Below are 19,504 nucleotides of genomic sequence, written 5' to 3' on the forward strand. Positions count from 1 at the left end.
GTCCGGCAATACCTGTGCAAGGGACCTCATGAAGCAAAAGCAGACTCTCGGAACACCACGGCTGCTGGGCATCGTCTGGCCCTTTATTGCCGTTGTGCTATTTCAGGCATTGCTGGGCGGCGTCAGCCTTTACGTGCTGTCCGCGGTTCGCGGCTATGTGGCGGGGGAGAGTCTCTGGTCCAAGGGCCAGAAAGACGCCATCTATTACCTCAACCTCTACGCCGACAGCCGCGACGAAGCGATTTTCCGCAAATTTCAGCAAGCCATCGCCGTTCCCGAGGGCGGCCACGAACTGCGGGTGGCGCTGGACCGTGAACCGCCGGACCTGGACGCGGCACGGGCCGGTATCCTCAAGGGCGGTAATCACCCGGACGATGTGTCCAGCCTGATCTGGCTTTATCTGAACTTTCGTCACTTCAGTTACCTGGAAGAGGCCATCGATCTCTGGACGGTGGGCGACGGCTATCTGATCGAACTCAATAACGTCGCCCGGCAGATGCACGGCAGCATTACCGCAGGCCAGGCATCGGAGCTGGATGTCCGCGGCTGGAAGGCCCAGATCTTTGCGATCAACGATTCCGTGACGCCGGCTGCCAAGGCATTCAGTGATGCATTGGGCGAGGGCTCGCGTTTCATCCTGCGGCTTTTGCTGGTGACCAACTTCGCCACGGCCTTGGGATTGATCGTCCTGGCGCTGTTGCGGACTCATAAGTTGCTGACCCAGCGACAGGTGTTCGCCAATGCGCTGCAGGTGGAGAAAGAGCGGGCGCAAATCACCCTGCAATCCATCGGCGATGGGGTAATCACCACCGACGTGGAGGGGGCCATCGCCTACATGAACCCCGCCGCCGAAGCGATGACCCATTGGAAGGCCGACCACGCCACGGGCTTACCCTTGGCCGCGCTGTTCAATTTGCTCGATGACAACGCCCAGGCGGAGGGCCTGACCCTGATCGAGCACATTCTCAGCGGTCGGCTCAGTGGCGCCAGCGAACATTCGAAACTGATCCAGCGCCTGGATGGCAGCACCGTCTCGGTCACCCTGGTGGGCGCGCCGATCCGCCATGCTGGCAAAGTCAGCGGCGCCGTGCTGGTGCTGCATGACATGACCCAGGAGCGGCAATACATCGCCAACCTGTCGTGGCAGGCCACCCATGACGCCCTGACCGGCCTGGCCAACCGCCGGGAATTTGAATATCGCCTCGAGCAGGCCTTGCACAACCTCACTCGTCAGGTCGGGCGCCATGCCTTGATGTTTCTCGACCTGGACCAGTTCAAGCTGGTCAACGATACCTGCGGCCATGCGGCGGGTGACGAATTGTTGCGGCACATTTGCGCCTTGCTGCAATCGGGGCTGCGGGAAAATGACACCTTGGCCCGACTGGGCGGCGATGAGTTTGGGATCCTGCTGGAGAACTGCTCGCCGGAGGCGGCGGAAAAGATCGCCGAAGGGCTGCGCCAGACCGTGCAGAACCTGCACTTTGTCTGGAAGGGCCGGCCGTTCGTGACCACCGTGAGCATCGGCCTGGTGCATATCGCCCAGACCCCGACGACCCTGGAGGCGTCCCTGCGGGCCGCCGACATGGCCTGTTATATGGCCAAGGAAAAGGGGCGCAACCGGGTCCAGGTCTATCATGCCGACGACTCGGAGTTGTCCCTGCGTTTTGGTGAGATGGCCTGGGTGCAGCGCTTGCACATGGCCCTGGAGGAAAATCGCTTCTGTCTGTATGCCCAGGAAATCGCCGCGCTGGGCCCGGGCGATCATGGTGGCGGACACATTGAAATCCTGTTGCGCCTGCATGACGAAGCCGGGCGCATGATCCTGCCGGACAGCTTCATTCCCGCGGCGGAACGCTACGGCCTGATGACCTCCCTGGACCGTTGGGTGGTGGAAAATGTCTTCAAGATCATCCGCCAATGCCTGAATGAATCGCGACAGGGACCCATGGCGATGTGTGCGATTAATCTGTCAGGCACAACTATAGGAGATCAGGCGTTCCTCGACTTCCTGCGTAAACAGTTCGCCGCCTACTCGATTCCGCCGGAAATGATTTGTTTTGAAATTACAGAGACCAGCGCTATTTCGAATTTGGGCAGTGCGATCCGCTTTATCAATGAACTCAAGAGCTTGGGATGTTATTTTTCGCTGGATGACTTTTGCGCCGGAATGTCTTCATTCGCTTACCTGAAACATTTACCTGTAGACTTCCTGAAGATCGACGGGAGTTTCGTAAAGGATATGCTGGACGACCCGATTAACCGTGCAATGGTCGAAGTGATCAATCACATCGGTCACGTCATGGGTAAGCGCACGATTGCCGAGTTTGTAGAAACTGCCCAGATCGAGCAGGCATTGCTGGAGATAGGGGTGGACTACGCTCAAGGGTATGTGATCGAACGCCCGCAATTGTTTACCTGCGACACGTTGCAATGTCGGCCGGCCAGGCCCCAGCCGTTGTTATTCAAGGCCCCCGGCACGTTCCGCTGAACTCTTGTTGATCCGAAAAAATCACAATCAAAAGGAGCCCGACAGTGATCGACACATTCAACCGAACAGGCCCGCTCATGGACGCCACAAGCTATCCGAAATGGGCACAACAGCTCATTACCGATTGCAGCGAGAGCAAGCGCCGGGTTGTCGAACACGAACTGTATCAGCGCATGCGCGACAACAAGCTCAGCGCCAAGACCATGCGCCACTACCTCATTGGTGGTTGGCCGGTCGTCGAACAGTTCGCTTTATACATGGCACAGAACCTCACCAAGACCCGCTTTGCCCGCCACCCTGGCGAGGACATGGCGCGTCGCTGGCTGATGCGCAACATTCGTGTCGAACTCAACCATGCTGACTACTGGGTCAACTGGAGCGCCGCCCATGGCGTGACCCTGGAAGACCTGCAAGCCCAGCAAGTACCGCCTGAGCTTCATGCCTTGAGCCACTGGTGCTGGCACACCAGTTCCTCGGACGCGTTGATCGTGGCCATCGCCGCGACCAACTATGCCATCGAGGGTGCCACGGGAGAGTGGTCGGCGCTGGTGTGTTCCAACGGTGTCTATGCGGCTGCTTTCGCCGAGGAAGACCGCAAGCGCGCCATGAAATGGCTGAAGATGCATGCCCAGTACGACGATGCCCATCCTTGGGAAGCCTTGGAAATCATCTGTACGCTGGCGGGGATGAACCCGAGCAAGGCCCTGCAAACGGAGCTGCGCCAGGCCGTGTGCAAGAGCTATGACTACATGTATCTGTTCCTGGAGCGTTGCATGCAGCTGGAACAGGCGGAGACGGTGAGTAAGTCTTCATCCCCCCGTGAGCGTCTGGCATTGGCCGGGAGCTGATTACTACCGCTACAGATAGCCACAACCTGTGGGAGCGAGCCTGCTCGCGAAGAGGTCTGACAGTCGACGGGGAGGTTGACTGCCAGGCCGCTATCGCGAGCAAGCTCGCTCCCACAGTTGTTTGGGTGACTGCCAAATCCCGATCCACCGCCAATCCCATGTGGGAGCGAGCTTGCTCGCGATAGCGGTGGGTCAGCTTACGCAGATGTTGAATGTGCTGCCGTCGCTCCCACAGTTGTTTTCAGCCGGCCATCGCCAGTCGATTGCGGCCTTCGCGCTTGGCCACGTACAGCGCGCTGTCGGCCCTGCGTAGCAGGCTTTCCGAGGATTCCCCCGGTAACAGGGTGGCGCACCCCAGGCTGACCGTCAGTTCGATCCTTGTGCCTGCGGCGAAATAATCCTGGGCCTGGGCGGCATAACGCAGCCGTTCACCGACCATGGCCGCCGCATCCCGGCTGGTATTGGCCAGCAGGATCAGAAATTCTTCACCGCCGAACCTGAACACCATGTCCACATTGCGCAGTTGGCTCTTGATCGACTCGGCCACGGCCTTGAGCACTTCGTCGCCAATGCCGTGACCATGGCTGTCATTGATGCGCTTGAAATGGTCGATATCGAGCATCAGCACCGACAAGGGTTGCGAATGACGCTTGGCCATGTCGATTTCCCGCATCAGGGTCTGGTCCATGGCGATGCGGTTGCCGGTACCGGTCAGCGGATCGCGCAGGGCGCTTTGGGTCGCGGCGCGGTAGAGCAGCGCATTGCGCAGTGGATACAACAGCGTCGACATCACGGACTCGAGATCGCTCTGTTCCGCCTCGGTAAAACGTTGGTTACGGCGGAATACCAGTTCACCCAGGTGTTCGCCTTCATGGCTCAGGTTATAGCTGAGGGTGTGATGCCCGCGTTGCCCAAATTCCAGGCGCAGGTCACTGGCTTTGTGCTGATAGGCCAACGCATCCAGGGGCACCAGTCGCTGAATTTCGCGGAAAAACAGGCCCAGGATGCGCTGTGGCTCCAGGCTGGTCTGCAGTTGCTGGCTCAGTTGCTGGCGCAATTGCGACAGACTGACGGAGCGTGCCGCGAGCGGCGATGGCTGGGCGAGGCCCAGGCGCTGCAATTTGGCGCTGTCGAAGTCGATCGCGTTGATCTGGGTGGGCGTTTTCATAATGGCGTTAGCCCCTAAGCTAAATCGTCCCGACAGGTTGGGTGTGGCGGCTTTGGGCTGCGCGTCGTACTGGTCCTTCAGTCCCGTAGGACAACTGATTTGAGTTTAGTCCGCTTTACATGGCAGGCATAAGTCTCGTCTCAACGTCCGTCACCTGCCAAAGATGGCATGTTTGAAGAGGTTAGAGCGAAAGTCGTGCCATTCGGTTCACTTGCGTAAAAACCGATTAGAAATCAATGAATTGATAGCGAGTCACGGAAGCAGGGGCGACGTGGACTTGGCGGTTCGCCTGGTTTGGCGTCGACGAAGGCCAGCATCGCGACGGTAAATCGTCGCGATGCTGGCCTCGGTTCACTATTGCGCGTTGAATGCCTGACCGTTGACGCCGGTGCTGTCCGGGCCCATGAGGTACAGGTAGACCGGCATGATCGCTTCGGGCGTCGGATTGTTGAGCGGGTTTTCTCCCGGATAGGCCTGGGCGCGCATGCTGGTGCGGGTGGCGCCGGGGTTGATGCTGTTGGCGCGCACGGCGGCGACGGTATCGACTTCGTCGGCCAGGGTCTGCATCAGCCCCTCGGTGGCGAACTTGGACACGCCATAGGCGCCCCAGTAGGCCCGACCCTTGCGGCCGACGCTGCTGGAGGTGAACACCACGGACGCATCCTTGGACAGCTTGAGCAGGGGCAGCAAGGTGCTGGTGAGCATGAACATCGCGTTGACGTTGACGTGCATCACGCGCATGAAGTTTTCACCGGACAATTGCTCCAGTGGCGTACGCGGGCCGATGATCGAGGCGTTGTGCAGCAAGCCGTCCAGGTGTCCGAACTCGGTTTCGATCATCGCCGCCAGTTCGTCGTATTGATGCGGCAGCGCGGTTTCCAGGTTGAACGGGATCACCGCCGGCTGCGGATGACCGGCCGCTTCGATTTCATCGTAGACCTGGGTCAGGTTGGCTTCGGTCTTGCCCAGCAGCAGCACGGTGGCACCGTGGGCGGCGTAGGCTTTCGCCGCAGCGGCACCGATCCCGCGACCGGCACCGGTGACCAGGATCACCCGGCCATTGAGCAGGTCGGGGCGGGCGGAATAATCAAACATAAAAGAACCTCAACAAAATAAAGCGGCACGGGGTTGGTGGCGCACAGCGCTCATGGCGAACGAGCTTTTTGTGGCGAGGGATTTATCCCCGTGATGTGGGAGCAAGCTGTGGGAGCAAAGCTTGCTCGCGAAACAGGCGCCTCGATTTCTGAAAGACCGCATCGCCTTCATCGCGGGCAAGCCTTGCTCCCACATAAATCCCTTCACCACAACAATCAGCTCAGCAACCGCACAACGCGTTATCCAGCACCTCGCGCAGCGCCGCCGGGTGGTCGATCACCGCATCCGCGCCCCAGTGCCTGGGGTTGTCGTCCGGGTGAATGTAGCCGTAGGTCACCGCGCAGGTCTTGGTGCCGGCGCTGCGGCCAGACTCGATGTCCCGCAGGTCATCACCCACGAACAGCACGCTGGCCGGGTCCAGGTCGAGCAGCTTGCACGCCAGGGTCAGCGGTTCCGGGTCCGGCTTGCTGTTTTTCACGTGGTCAGGGCAGATCAGCACTTTCGAACGCTCGGCCAGGCCCAGTTGCTGCATGATCGGTTCGGCGAAACGCACCGGCTTGTTGGTAACCACGCCCCAGATCAGGTTGGCCGCCTCGATATCGGCCAGCACCTCGGCCATGCCGTCGAACAGGTGGCTGTGGACCGCGCAACCCTTGAGGTAGCGGTCGAGGAATTCCTGGCGCAGGTCCTCGAACCCCGGTGATTCCGGGTCCATGGAAAAGGTCACCGCGACCATCGCCCGGGCGCCGCCGGAAATCTCGTCGCGAATGTGCTGGGTGTTCATCGGTGGCAAGCCACGGTCGGCGCGCATGGCCTGGCAGATGGCGATGAAATCCGGCGCGGTGTCGAGCAGCGTGCCGTCCATGTCGAAGAGAACCGCTTTGAGACGCATCGACTTACTCCTCGCGCAGGGTCTGGATCATGTAGTTGACGTCAACGTCGGCGGCCAGCTTGTAGTGCTTGGTCAGCGGGTTGTAGGTCAGGCCAATGATGTCCTTGACGGTCAGCCCGGCCGCACGGCTCCAGGCGCCCAGTTCGGAAGGGCGGATGAATTTCTTGAAGTCGTGGGTGCCCCGTGGCAACAGCTTCATGATGTATTCGGCACCGATGATGGCGAACAGGTAGGCCTTCGGGTTGCGGTTGATGGTGGAGAAGAACACTTGGCCGCCCGGCTTGACCATGCTAAAGCAAGCGCGGATGACCGAGGACGGGTCCGGCACGTGTTCGAGCATTTCCAGGCAGGTGACCACGTCGAATTGGCCGGGCATTTCTTCGGCCAGGGCTTCGGCGGTGATCTGCCGGTATTCCACGCTGACGCCCGATTCCAGCTGATGCAGCTGCGCCACCGCCAGCGGCGCTTCGCCCATGTCGATGCCCATAACCGTCGCGCCGCGCTGGGCCATGGCTTCACTGAGGATGCCGCCGCCGCAACCGACGTCGAGGACCTTCTTGCCGGCCAGATTGACCCGCTCGTCAATCCAGTTGACCCGCAGCGGGTTGATGTCGTGCAGCGGTTTGAATTCGCTTTCACGGTCCCACCAGCGATGGGCCAGGGCTTCGAATTTGGCGATTTCGGCGTGGTCGACGTTGCTCATATGTGCAGATCCTCGAAAAGCTTGAAAAATCAGGTGCCCCGAGCCGTGGCTCAAGGGGCGCGGTTATTCGTTATGGCCGCTGATGCGGCGACCCCAGGCCTGGGCCGTGGCGATCAGTGTCGGTTCGTCCATGCGGGTCAGTCGGCCATCTTCCAGTAATGGCTTGCCGCCTACCCACAGGTGTTTGACGCAATCGCGGCCAGTGGCGTAGATCAACTGCGACACCGGGTCGTAGATCGGCTGCTGGGCCAGGCCCGACAGGTCAAAGGCCACCAGGTCGGCGGCCTTGCCGACTTCCAGGGAGCCGACGGTCGCTTCGATGCCCAGCGCCCGGGCGCCGTTGAGCGTGGCCATGCGCAGCGCCCGATGGGCATCCAGGGCCGTGGCCGAACCTGCGACGGCCTTGGCCAGCAGGGCGGCGGTGCGGGTTTCGCCGAGCAGGTCCAAGTCGTTGTTGCTCGCCGCACCGTCGGTGCCGAGGGCGACATTGACGCCGGCCTGCCACAGGCGTTCCACCGGGCAGAAACCGCTGGCCAGCTTCAGGTTCGATTCCGGACAGTGGATCACGCTGCAATTGCTTTCTACCAGCAAGGCCTGGTCTTCGTCGCTGATTTGAGTCATGTGCACGGCCTGGAAGCGTGGCCCCAGCAGGCCAAGGCGCCCGAGGCGAGCCATGGGTCGCTCAGCGGTGTTATCCACAGCCTGCTGCACTTCGAAGGCGGTTTCGTGAACATGCATATGAATAGCCGCGTCCAGTTCCTCGGCGATTACGCGAATTTTCTCCAGGTTCTCGTCGCCCACCGTGTAGGGCGCGTGCGGACCGAATGCGACTTTGATCCGTGGGTGGTGCTTGAGATCGCCAAATAATTCGATGCCCTGACGAATGGCGTCGTCGGCGCTGGCGGCACCGGGAATCGGGAAATCGAGGATCGGAATGGCGATTTGCGCACGAATCCCGCTGTCGTGGACGCGTTCGCTGGCGACCTTGGGGTAGAAATACATGTCGGAGAAGCAGGTGATGCCACCCTTGATCTGCTCGGCGATTGCCAGGTCGGTGCCATCGCGGACGAAATCTTCATCGACCCATTTGGCTTCAGCCGGCCAGATGTGCTGTTCCAGCCAGGTCATCAAGGGCAGGTCGTCGGCCAAGCCGCGAAACAGGGTCATGGCCGCGTGGCCGTGGGCGTTGATCAGGCCGGGGCTGAGCAGCATGCCGGGCAGTTCACGGACCTCGGTGGCGTCACACTTCAGGGCTTCTGCCCGTGGGCCGATGAACACGATGCAACCGTCGCGAATGCCCAGGCCATGATCCTTGAGCACTACACCGGCGGGTTCGACAGGCACCAACCAGGTCGGCAGCAATAATAAGTCGAGCACAACGGCAGGCTTGGGCATCGTGGAACGGTTCCATGGGGTATAAAGGATGGCGAAGTATACCCGAGCGTCTTCGCGGAGGGATCGCTATAATCGGCGGCTTTTGTTCATGAGTACGGGGTGAAGGATGCGCGATCGACTATTGGCTGCGGAGAAGGTGAAGGCCATCGATTGGCGTGATGGCGTCCTGTACCTGCTGGACCAGCGTATCTTGCCGTTCGAGGAGAACTGGATCGCCTGCACCCGTGTCGCCGACGTGGCCGAGGCCATTGGCTCGATGGCCGTGCGCGGTGCGCCGGTCATCGGCATCAGTGCCGCTTATGGTGTGGTGCTGGCGGCGCGGGCCAGGATGGCCGAGGGCGGTGATTGGCAAGCGGCCCTGGAGGTCGATTTTGCCTTGCTGAGCGAGGCCCGGCCGACGGCGGCGAACCTGTTCTGGGCGCTGGATCGAATGCGCGATCGGCTGGGCCGCTTGAAAGACCATGCCGAGCCGCTGGCGGTGCTGGAGGCCGAAGCCATTGCGATCCATGAGAGCGATCGCGAAGCCAACCTGACCATGGCCCAGTTGGGCGTCGACCTGATCCGCAAGCACCAGGGCAACGCCCAGGCCATCCTCACCCATTGCAACACCGGCGCCCTGGCCAGCGGTGGTTTCGGCACGGCCTTGGGGGTCATCCGGGGGGCGTATATCGAAGGCATGGTGGAGCGCGTCTATGCCGACGAAACCCGTCCGTGGCTGCAAGGCTCGCGCCTGACGGCGTGGGAACTGGCTCGCGAGGGTATTCCGGTGACCCTCAACGCCGATTCCGCCGCTGCCCACATCATGAAGACCAAGGGGGTGACCTGGGTGATCGTCGGTGCCGACTGCATCGCCGCCAATGGTGATGTGGCGAACAAGATCGGCACTTATCAATTGGCGGTCTGTGCCATGCACCATGGCGTGCGCTTCATGGTCGTGGCGCCGAGCTCGACCATCGACATGAGCCTGGCCAGCGGCGATGACATTCCGGCGCAGGAGTGCGACGGGCGCGAACTGCTGGAAATCGACGGCAAGGGGCTCGGCCTGGAGGTGGACGCCTTCAACCCGGTCTTCGATGTCACCCCGGCGGATTTGATCGACGTTATCGTCACGGAAAAGGGCATCATCGAGCGTCCAGACACCGCGAAGCTTGCGCAGTTGATGTGCCGTAAGCGGTTGCACTGAAGATTTGGGGTGTCTGATCCATCGCCTTCGGGAGCAAGCTCGCTCCCACACTGGATTTGTGTTGTGTCCGAAGTCTCAGGCATACAAAAATTCCCCTGTGGGAGCGAGCTTGCTCGCGATGAGGCCCTTAAAAGCAACAAATCCCTTGCATTTGCCCCCTGAATCTCCATCCGCAACGCTTCTAAGCCCCTCTGGTCCCATATCAGCCTGTCACCGGTCAACTAACTACGCACCATGCGCATCTGGGGGATAGGTGCGTGGCGGCTCTTGTGATAACATCCGGCGGTTTCCAGGGCTGCCTCGCGAGGTGGCCTTTACTGCGCAGATCCATGGCATAACTCGTTGATTTGTCGTAAGTCGCTGCACGGCACTTGTTCTGCAGCGGCGAGCTTCGTTCGTCCCATCTGGATGTGACGAGGTTTCACCAGAAAAAGGAATCAGGCTTCTCATGGGCGAACTGGCCAAAGAAATCCTCCCGGTCAATATCGAAGACGAGCTGAAACAGTCCTACCTCGACTACGCAATGAGCGTAATCGTCGGGCGGGCGCTGCCGGATGCGCGCGATGGCTTGAAGCCCGTGCACCGGCGCGTGCTGTTCGCGATGAGCGAGCTGGGCAACGACTTCAACAAGCCGTACAAGAAATCCGCCCGTGTCGTCGGCGACGTGATCGGTAAGTATCACCCCCACGGCGACACTGCCGTGTACGACACCATCGTTCGTATGGCACAGCCATTCTCCCTGCGCTATCTGCTGGTAGACGGCCAGGGCAACTTCGGTTCGGTGGACGGCGACAACGCCGCGGCCATGCGATACACCGAAGTGCGCATGACCAAGCTGGCCCACGAACTGCTGGCCGACCTGCACAAGGAAACCGTGGACTGGGTGCCGAACTACGACGGCACCGAAATGATCCCGGCGGTCATGCCGACCCGTATCCCGAACCTGCTGGTCAACGGCTCCAGCGGTATCGCCGTGGGCATGGCGACCAACATCCCGCCGCACAACCTCGGTGAAGTCATCGACGGTTGCCTGGCCCTCATCGACAATCCCGAGCTGACCGTCGATGAACTGATGCAATACATCCCCGGTCCGGACTTCCCGACCGCTGCGATCATCAACGGTCGCGCTGGCATCATCGAAGCCTACCGTACCGGCCGTGGCCGCATATACATGCGCGCTCGCTCGACCGTCGAAGACATCGACAAGGTCGGCGGCCGCCAGCAGATCGTCATCACCGAACTGCCGTACCAGCTGAACAAGGCCCGCTTGATCGAGAAGATCGCCGAGCTGGTGAAAGAGAAGAAGCTCGAAGGCATCACCGAGCTGCGTGATGAGTCCGACAAGGACGGCATGCGCGTCGTGATCGAGCTGCGCCGTGGCGAAGTGCCTGAGGTGATCCTCAACAACCTCTACGCCCAGACCCAGCTGCAAAGCGTGTTCGGCATCAACATCGTTGCGCTGATCGACGGCCGTCCGCGGATTCTGAACCTCAAGGACCTGCTGGAAGCCTTCGTGCGTCACCGTCGCGAAGTGGTCACCCGCCGTACCGTATTCGAACTGCGCAAGGCCCGCGAGCGTGGTCACATTCTCGAAGGCCAGGCCGTCGCCCTGTCGAACATCGACCCGGTCATCGCCTTGATCAAGGCCTCGCCAACGCCGTCGGAAGCCAAGGAAGCGCTGATCAGCACGCCTTGGGAGTCCACGGCGGTGGTGGCCATGGTCGAGCGCGCTGGTGCCGATTCGTGCCGTCCTGAGAACCTCGATCCGCAATACGGCCTGCGCGAAGGCAAGTACTTCCTGTCCCCGGAACAGGCGCAAGCCATCCTGGAACTGCGCCTGCACCGCCTGACCGGCCTGGAGCACGAGAAGCTGCTGGCCGAGTACCAGGAGATCCTCAACCAGATCGGTGAGCTGATCCGCATCCTCAACAGTGCCACGCGCCTGATGGAAGTGATCCGCGAAGAACTGGAAGTGATCCGCGCCGAATACGGCGACGTGCGCCGCACCGAAATCCTCGATGCGCGCCTGGACCTGACCCTGGGTGACATGATCCCGGAAGAAGAGCGCGTGGTGACCATTTCCCACGGCGGCTACGCCAAGACCCAGCCGCTGGCTGCCTACCAGGCCCAGCGTCGCGGCGGCAAAGGCAAGTCGGCGACCGGCGTCAAGGATGAGGACTACATCGCTCACCTGCTGGTCGCCAACAGTCACACCACGCTGTTGCTGTTCTCCAGCAAAGGCAAGGTGTACTGGCTCAAGACCTATGAAATCCCTGAGGCGTCCCGTGCGGCTCGCGGTCGTCCGTTGGTCAACCTGCTGCCGCTGGACAGTGATGAATACATCACCACCATGCTGCCGGTGGAGGAATACACCGAAGGTCACTTCATCTTCATGGCCACCGCCAAGGGCACCGTGAAGAAGACCCCTCTGGAATCCTTCAGCCGCCAGCGTAGCGTCGGCCTGATCGCCCTGGAGCTGGACGAAGGCGACGTGCTGATTTCCGCCGCCATCACCGACGGCGAGCGTGAGGTCATGCTGTTCTCCGACGGTGGCAAGGTCACTCGCTTCAAGGAATCCGACGTTCGCGCCATGGGCCGTACCGCCCGCGGCGTGCGCGGCATGCGCCTGCCGGAAGGCCAGAAGCTGATTTCCATGCTGATCCCCGAAGAAGGCAGCCAGATCCTCACCGCTTCGGCCCGTGGTTATGGCAAACGCACGGCCATCAGCGAGTTCCCTGAGTACAAGCGTGGCGGCCAGGGCGTGATCGCCATGGTCAGCAACGACCGTAACGGCCGCCTGGTCGGTGCTGTCCAGGTGCTCGATGGCGAGGAGATCATGTTGATCTCCGACCAGGGCACCCTGGTGCGCACGCGAGTCGCCGAAGTGTCGAGCCTGGGTCGTAACACCCAAGGCGTGACGCTGATCAAACTGGCCAGCGACGAAACGCTGGTCGGGCTTGAGCGGGTCCAGGAGCCGTCGGAGGTTGAAGGCGAGGAGTTGGAAGGCGAGGACGGCGTGGCGTTCGACGGCACCCTGGGTGCCGATGTCGACGACGCTGTCGGTGACCAACCGCTCGACGCTGCCGCAGACGAAGAAGAACCGCAGGACTAAGCGGACACGCAGGGGGCGGATGAAAATTCGCCCCCTTGTTGTTTGTTCCTTTTGAAATTTCGTATCAAATTGCAGCTTTGTGAGAGCAAGGCTTGTGTGGGAGCAAGGCTTGTGGGAGCAAGGCTTGCCCGCGATGGCGGTAGACCAGTCAACATCAATGTTGGATGACAGTCTGCTATCGCGGGCAAGCCTTGCTCCCACACCTTTGCTCGCCCGCCCTAGGTCCACAATGCGCACCACCTGATACCGTATTAATTGCGTGAACCACCAGATCAGAGCGAGATTGGATGTGAGCAAGAGAGCCTATAACTTCTGTGCCGGCCCGGCGGCGCTTCCTGAGGCGGTCCTGAAGCGTGCCCAGGGCGAACTTCTCGACTGGCACGGCAAGGGCCTGTCGGTCATGGAAATGAGCCATCGCAGCGATGAGTTCGTGTCCATTGCCACCAAGGCCGAGCAGGACCTGCGTGATCTGCTGAACATCCCGTCCAATTACAAGGTGCTGTTCCTGCAAGGTGGCGCCAGCCAGCAGTTCGCCCAGATCCCGTTGAACCTGCTGCCGGAAAACGGCAAGGCCGACTATATCGACACTGGCATCTGGTCGCAGAAAGCCATCGAAGAAGCTTCGCGCTACGGTCACGTCAACGTGGCGGCCACCGCCAAGCCCTACGACTACTTCGCGATTCCCGGCCAGAACGAGTGGGAACTGTCCAAGGACGCGGCGTACGTGCACTACGCGCCGAACGAAACCATCGGTGGCCTGGAATTCAACTGGATCCCGGAAACCGGCGACGTGCCCTTGGTGGCCGACATGTCCTCGGACATCCTCTCGCGCCCTGTGGATATCTCCCGTTTCGGCATGATCTACGCGGGTGCCCAGAAGAACATCGGCCCAAGCGGCATCCTGGTCAGCATCATTCGTGAAGACCTGCTGGGTCGCGCCCGTTCCCTGTGCCCGACCATGCTCAACTACAAGGTCGCGGCCGACAACGGCTCGATGTACAACACCCCGCCGACCCTGGCCTGGTACCTGTCCGGCCTGGTGTTCGAATGGTTGAAAGAGCAGGGCGGTGTCGAAGCCATCGGCAAGCTCAACGAAGTGAAGCAGCGCACGCTGTATGACTTCATTGACGCCAGTGGCCTGTACAGCAACCCGATCAACAAGACTGATCGCTCGTGGATGAACGTGCCGTTCCGCCTGGCCGACGACCGTCTCGACAAGCCGTTCCTGGCCGGTGCCGACGAGCGTGGCCTGCTGAACCTCAAGGGTCACCGTTCGGTCGGTGGCATGCGCGCCTCCATCTACAACGCCGTCGACATCAACGCCGTCAATGCGTTGATCGCCTACATGGCAGAGTTCGAGAAGGAACATGGCTGATGTCTGAGCAAGAACTCAAAGCGCTGCGCCTGCGCATCGACGCCCTGGACGAAAAAGTCCTGGAGCTGATCAGCGAGCGCGCGCGCTGCGCCCAGGAAGTCGCCCGGGTGAAGATGGCCTCCCTGGCTGAAGGCGAAGTGCCGGTGTTCTATCGCCCCGAGCGTGAAGCGCAGGTGCTCAAGCGTGTCATGGAGCGCAACAAGGGGCCGCTGGGCAACGAAGAGATGGCGCGCTTGTTCCGCGAAATCATGTCGTCGTGCCTGGCCCTCGAGCAGCCGCTGAAAGTCGCCTACCTGGGGCCGGAAGGCACGTTTACCCAGGCAGCCGCCATGAAGCACTTCGGTCACGCCGTGATCAGCAAGCCGATGGCGGCCATCGACGAAGTGTTCCGTGAAGTCGCCGCCGGCGCGGTGAATTTTGGCGTGGTGCCGGTGGAGAACTCCACCGAAGGCGCGGTCAACCACACGCTGGACAGCTTCCTCGAGCACGACATGGTGATCTGTGGCGAAGTCGAGCTGCGCATCCACCACCACCTGCTGGTGGGCGAGAACACCAAGACCGACAGCATCAGCCGGATCTATTCCCACGCCCAGTCGTTGGCCCAGTGCCGCAAGTGGCTGGACGCCCATTACCCGAACGTCGAGCGCGTGGCGGTCTCGAGCAACGCCGAGGCGGCCAAGCGGGTCAAGGGTGAGTGGAACTCGGCGGCGATTGCCGGCGACATGGCGGCTGGCCTCTACGGGCTGACGCGCCTGGCGGAAAAAATCGAGGATCGCCCGGACAACTCCACGCGGTTCCTGATGATCGGCAGCCAGGAAGTCCCGCCAACCGGCGACGACAAGACCTCGATCATCGTGTCCATGAGCAACAAGCCCGGCGCGCTCCATGAGCTGCTGGTGCCGTTCCATGACAACGGTATCGACCTGACGCGGATCGAGACCCGTCCGTCGCGCAGCGGTAAATGGACCTACGTGTTCTTCATCGATTTCGTCGGCCACCACCGCGATCCGCTGGTAAAAGGTGTGCTGGAGAAAATCAGTCAGGAAGCAGTGGCACTCAAGGTGCTGGGTTCCTACCCCAAGGCAGTTCTTTAAGGGCGGATAGCAAATGAGTGGCAACTTCCTCGCTCTGGCTCAGCCAGGCGTGCAACAACTCTCGCCTTACGTTCCGGGCAAGCCCGTGGACGAACTGGCCCGTGAGCTGGACCTGGATCCGGCCAGCATCGTCAAGTTGGCGAGCAACGAAAACCCGTTGGGCGCGAGCCCCAAGGCGCTGGCGGCGATCCGCGACGAACTGGCCGAGCTGACCCGTTACCCCGATGGCAACGGCTTTGCACTGAAGAGCCTGCTGGCCGAGCGCTGTGGCGTCGAGCTGAACCAGGTGACGCTGGGCAACGGTTCCAACGACATTCTTGAGTTGGTCGCCCGTGCGTACCTGGCGCCAGGTCTCAACGCGGTGTTCAGCGAGCACGCGTTCGCGGTCTACCCGATCGCGACCCAGGCCGTCGGCGCGGATGCCCATGTGGTTCCGGCCAAGGACTGGGGGCACGACCTGCCGGCCATGTTGGCGGCTATCGACGCCAACACCCGCGTGGTCTTCATTGCCAACCCGAACAACCCGACCGGCACCTGGTTCGATGCCCAGGCCCTGGATGACTTCCTTCAAGACGTGCCCGCGCACGTGTTGGTGGTGCTGGACGAGGCCTACATCGAATACGCCGAAGGCAGCGATTTGCCCGATGGCCTGGATTTCCTCGCGGCCTACCCGAACCTGCTGGTTTCGCGCACGTTCTCCAAAGCCTATGGCCTGGCCTCGCTGCGGGTCGGCTACGGCTTGTCCACCGCGGTGGTGGCCGATGTGCTGAACCGCGTGCGCCAGCCGTTCAACGTCAACAGCTTCGCCCTGGCCGCCGCCTGTGCCGCATTGCAGGATGAAGCCTACCTGGCTGAAAGCCGTCGCCTCAACGCGGCCGGCATGGAGCAGTTGGAAGCCGGGCTGCGTGAGCTGGGCTTAGGCTGGATTCCATCCAAAGGCAACTTCATCTGTGTCGACCTGGGACGTGTCGCCGCGCCGGTGTATCAGGGGCTGTTGCGCGAAGGTGTGATTGTGCGTCCGGTGGCCAATTACGGCATGCCGAACCACCTGCGCATCACCATCGGCCTGCCAGCGGAAAACAGCCGTTTCCTTGAGGCGTTGAGCAAGGTTCTGGCTCGTGGTTGATGTCACTTCACTGCAACCTGTTGCCCCTATGATCGGTCGCCTGGTAGTGGTCGGCCTGGGGTTGATTGGCGGTTCGTTTGCCAAGGGCTTGCGTGAAAGCGGCCTGTGCCGCGAGGTGGTCGGTGTCGACCTGGATCCGCAGTCGCGCAAGCTGGCGGTGGAGCTGGGTGTGGTCGATCGCTGCGAGGATGACCTGGCGATTGCTTGCCAAGGCGCGGACGTGATCCAGCTGGCGGTGCCGATCCTGGCCATGGAAAAACTGCTGGCGCGCCTGGCGACCATGAGTTTGGGGCAAGCGATCCTGACCGACGTCGGCAGTGCCAAGGGCAACGTTGTGCGCGCTGCCACCGAGGCTTTCGGCGGGATGCCGGCGCGCTTTGTGCCCGGCCATCCGATTGCCGGTTCCGAGCAGAGCGGGGTGGAAGCCTCCAATGCGGAACTGTTTCGTCGTCACAAAGTGATATTGACTCCGCTGGAGCAGACCGACCCGGCTGCGCTGGCGGTGGTGGACCGTTTGTGGCGCGAACTGGGCGCCGATGTCGAGCACATGCAGGTAGAGCGTCACGATGAAGTGTTGGCGGCTACCAGCCATCTGCCGCACCTGTTGGCGTTCGGCCTGGTGGATTCATTGGCCAAACGCAATGAAAATCTTGAGATCTTCCGTTACGCTGCCGGCGGTTTCCGCGATTTCACGAGAATCGCCGGAAGCGACCCGGTCATGTGGCACGACATCTTCCTCGCCAACCGCGAAGCTGTCTTGCGCACACTCGATACATTTCGCAGCGACCTCGACGCCTTGCGCGACGCGGTCGATGCAGGGGACGGGCACCAATTGCTGGGCGTTTTCACACGCGCCAGGGTGGCCCGCGAGCATTTCAGTAAAATCCTGGCCCGTCGGGCCTATGTGGACGCTATGAACTCCAACGATCTGATTTTCCTGGCACAACCTGGTGGCTCCCTGAGTGGGCGTATTCGTGTACCGGGCGATAAATCGATTTCCCATCGTTCGATCATGCTCGGCTCCCTGGCCGACGGCGTGACCGAGGTGGAAGGTTTCCTCGAGGGCGAAGACGCCCTGGCGACGCTGCAAGCGTTTCGCGACATGGGGGTGGTCATCGAAGGTCCGCACCACGGTCGCGTGACCATCCATGGTGTCGGCCTGCACGGCCTCAAGCCCGCCCCGGGGCCGATCTACCTGGGTAACTCCGGGACCTCGATGCGCCTGTTGTCCGGCCTGTTGGCAGCGCAGGACTTCGACAGCACCTTGACCGGTGACGCCTCGCTGTCCAAACGCCCGATGAATCGCGTCGCCAACCCGTTGCGGGAAATGGGCGCGGTCATCGAGACGGCTGCCGATGGTCGTCCGCCGATGACCATCCGTGGTGGCAACAAGCTCAAGGGCCTGACCTACACCATGCCAATGGCCAGCGCCCAGGTGAAATCCTGCCTGCTGCTGGCCGGTCTCTACGCCGAAGGCAAGACCACCGTCACCGAACCGGCCCCGACCCGCGACCACACCGAGCGCATGCTGCGCGGCTTCGGCTACCCGGTCACGGTGGATGGCGCCACGGCGTCGGTCGAGTCTGGCAGTAAGCTGACTGCGACCCATATCGAAGTGCCGGGCGATATCTCATCGTCGGCGTTCTTCCTGGTGGCCGCCTCGATCGCCGAAGGCTCCGACCTGGTGCTCGAGCACGTCGGCATCAACCCGACCCGCACCGGTGTGATCGACATCCTGCGCCTGATGGGCGCTGACATTACTCTGGAAAACCAACGTGAAGTTGGCGGCGAACCCGTAGCCGACCTGCGCGTACGAGCGGCTAAACTCAAGGGTATCGAGATTCCGGAGGCGCTGGTTCCGCTGGCCATCGACGAGTTCCCGGTGTTGTTCGTGGCGGCCGCCTGTGCAGAAGGGCGCACCGTGCTGACCGGCGCCGAAGAGCTGCGGGTCAAGGAATCGGATCGCATCCAGGTGATGGCGGACGGCTTGTTGGCCTTGGGTGTCAAGTGCCAGCCAACGCCGGACGGCATCATCATCGACGGCGGCCAGATCGGCGGCGGCGAAGTCCATGGTCACGGTGATCACCGCATCGCCATGGCTTTCAGTGTTGCGTCTTTGCGCGCCAGCGCGCCGATTCGCATCCATGATTGCGCCAACGTCGCGACGTCGTTCCCGAACTTCCTGGCGCTGTGCGCGCAGGTCGGTATCCGAGTAGCACAAGAGGCACAGTCGTGAACATCAAGGCACCGGTCATCACCATCGATGGCCCAAGCGGTTCAGGCAAGGGCACTGTCGCCGGGATCCTGGCCAAACAGCTGGGCTGGAACCTGCTCGATTCGGGTGCCTTGTACCGTCTGCTGGCGTTCGCCGCCGCCAACCATGGCGTCGACCTGACCAATGAAGAATTGCTCAAGGCGCTGGCGGCTCACTTGGACGTGCAGTTCATTGCGGCGACCGACGGTCAGCTCCAGCGCATCATTCTGGAAGGCGACGAAGTCAGCGACGTCATCCGCACCGAAAGCGTGGGCGCCGGGGCCTCCCAGGTCGCCGCGCTGCCAGCGGTGCGCGAAGCCTTGCTGCAACGCCAACGTGCATTCCAGGAGCCGCCGGGGCTGGTGGCTGATGGCCGCGACATGGGCACGGTGGTGTTCCCCGACGCGCCGCTGAAGATCTTCCTCACTGCCAGCGCCGAGGAGCGGGCGCGCCGCCGATATTTGCAGTTGAAGGGCAAAGGCGAGGATGTTAGTCTGTCGAGTCTGCTAGATGAGATCCGTGCACGCGACGAGCGTGACACCCAGCGCGCAGTAGCCCCGCTAAAGCCGGCGGCCGATGCGATACAGCTGGATTCCACGGAGTTGTCCATTGATCAGGTGTTGCAACGCATCATGAGCGAGATCGCGCTTCGCGATATCGCCGGGTGACAGGAAGCTCCGCAGGGGACCAGTCATAGTCCTGCGGCGCTTCTTTTATATGAAACTAACCCACACCGTCTGGGGTGTGGAGATGGGCGTTTACTTCGCCCTA

At 61.6% G+C, this 19,504-nt stretch carries 14 protein-coding genes; 9 read left to right on the top strand and 5 right to left on the bottom strand.

Features of this window, described 5'->3' with window-relative positions:
• The first annotated feature begins 28 nt into the window (after window positions 1-28).
• Together AC3A5O_RS10225 and AC3A5O_RS10230 are read left to right on the top strand one after the other, a co-directional pair.
• Window positions 29-2,488: an EAL domain-containing protein gene (locus AC3A5O_RS10225; protein WP_122568968.1), complete on the top strand. Its 2,460-nt coding sequence runs from the start codon at window positions 29-31 to the stop codon at window positions 2,486-2,488.
• 77 nt (window positions 2,489-2,565) lie between these two features.
• Window positions 2,566-3,336: an iron-containing redox enzyme family protein gene (locus tag AC3A5O_RS10230; RefSeq protein WP_436278734.1), complete on the top strand. Its 771-nt coding sequence runs from the start codon at window positions 2,566-2,568 to the stop codon at window positions 3,334-3,336.
• A 241-nt stretch (window positions 3,337-3,577) separates the two neighbouring features.
• On the opposite strand, the gene AC3A5O_RS10235 is transcribed toward AC3A5O_RS10230, so the two are convergent.
• The 5 genes from AC3A5O_RS10235 to AC3A5O_RS10255 form a co-directional block, all read right to left on the bottom strand.
• Window positions 3,578-4,504, bottom strand: coding sequence for a GGDEF domain-containing protein (locus AC3A5O_RS10235; RefSeq protein ID WP_122568966.1), 927 nt, complete (start codon window positions 4,502-4,504; stop codon window positions 3,578-3,580).
• A gap of 354 nt (window positions 4,505-4,858) precedes the next feature.
• The gene (locus AC3A5O_RS10240) at window positions 4,859-5,599 is read right to left on the bottom strand and encodes a YciK family oxidoreductase (RefSeq protein WP_122568965.1); all 741 of its coding nucleotides are present in this window, start codon (window positions 5,597-5,599) and stop codon (window positions 4,859-4,861) included.
• A 220-nt stretch (window positions 5,600-5,819) separates the two neighbouring features.
• A complete protein-coding gene (gene mupP / locus AC3A5O_RS10245) occupies window positions 5,820-6,491 on the bottom strand; it encodes an N-acetylmuramic acid 6-phosphate phosphatase MupP (protein WP_122568964.1) in 672 nt (223 codons plus the stop codon).
• Window positions 6,492-6,495: 4 nt separating this feature from the next.
• A complete protein-coding gene (gene ubiG / locus AC3A5O_RS10250) occupies window positions 6,496-7,194 on the bottom strand; it encodes a bifunctional 2-polyprenyl-6-hydroxyphenol methylase/3-demethylubiquinol 3-O-methyltransferase UbiG (RefSeq protein ID WP_060738595.1) in 699 nt (232 codons plus the stop codon).
• 63 nt (window positions 7,195-7,257) lie between these two features.
• Window positions 7,258-8,589, bottom strand: a complete 1,332-nt coding sequence (locus tag AC3A5O_RS10255; protein ID WP_487753164.1) for a TRZ/ATZ family hydrolase — start codon at window positions 8,587-8,589, stop codon at window positions 7,258-7,260.
• 106 nt (window positions 8,590-8,695) lie between these two features.
• Here AC3A5O_RS10255 and mtnA point away from each other — a divergent pair, with 106 nt between their 5' ends.
• The 7 genes from mtnA (at window position 8,696) to cmk (ending at window position 19,401) form a co-directional block, all read left to right on the top strand.
• Window positions 8,696-9,772 (top strand): S-methyl-5-thioribose-1-phosphate isomerase, encoded by a 1,077-nt coding sequence (gene mtnA, locus AC3A5O_RS10260; protein WP_305483021.1) that lies wholly within the window; start codon window positions 8,696-8,698, stop codon window positions 9,770-9,772.
• A 448-nt stretch (window positions 9,773-10,220) separates the two neighbouring features.
• A complete protein-coding gene (gyrA, locus tag AC3A5O_RS10265; RefSeq protein WP_305470278.1) occupies window positions 10,221-12,884 on the top strand; it encodes a DNA gyrase subunit A in 2,664 nt (887 codons plus the stop codon).
• A gap of 289 nt (window positions 12,885-13,173) precedes the next feature.
• Complete coding sequence (gene serC, locus AC3A5O_RS10270) at window positions 13,174-14,259, top strand: 3-phosphoserine/phosphohydroxythreonine transaminase (RefSeq protein WP_305470279.1); 1,086 nt, start codon at window positions 13,174-13,176, stop codon at window positions 14,257-14,259.
• Window positions 14,259-15,353, top strand: coding sequence for a prephenate dehydratase (pheA, locus tag AC3A5O_RS10275; protein WP_003199233.1), 1,095 nt, complete (start codon window positions 14,259-14,261; stop codon window positions 15,351-15,353). Before serC ends, pheA begins: the two co-directional genes overlap by 1 nt.
• A 13-nt stretch (window positions 15,354-15,366) precedes the next feature.
• Window positions 15,367-16,479: a histidinol-phosphate transaminase gene (gene hisC / locus AC3A5O_RS10280; protein WP_122568959.1), complete on the top strand. Its 1,113-nt coding sequence runs from the start codon at window positions 15,367-15,369 to the stop codon at window positions 16,477-16,479.
• Between the two features lie 28 nt (window positions 16,480-16,507).
• Entirely contained in the window at window positions 16,508-18,715 is a 2,208-nt protein-coding gene (locus AC3A5O_RS10285; protein ID WP_122568958.1) for a bifunctional prephenate dehydrogenase/3-phosphoshikimate 1-carboxyvinyltransferase, read from the top strand.
• Window positions 18,712-19,401 carry a (d)CMP kinase gene (cmk, locus tag AC3A5O_RS10290; RefSeq protein ID WP_122568957.1) on the top strand — a complete coding sequence of 230 codons (690 nt, stop codon included), beginning with the start codon at window positions 18,712-18,714 and terminating at the stop codon, window positions 19,399-19,401. Before AC3A5O_RS10285 ends, cmk begins: the two co-directional genes overlap by 4 nt.
• The last annotated feature ends 103 nt before the right edge of the window (window positions 19,402-19,504 follow it).

The organism is Pseudomonas sp. Soil_N_39 (assembly GCF_057655955.1).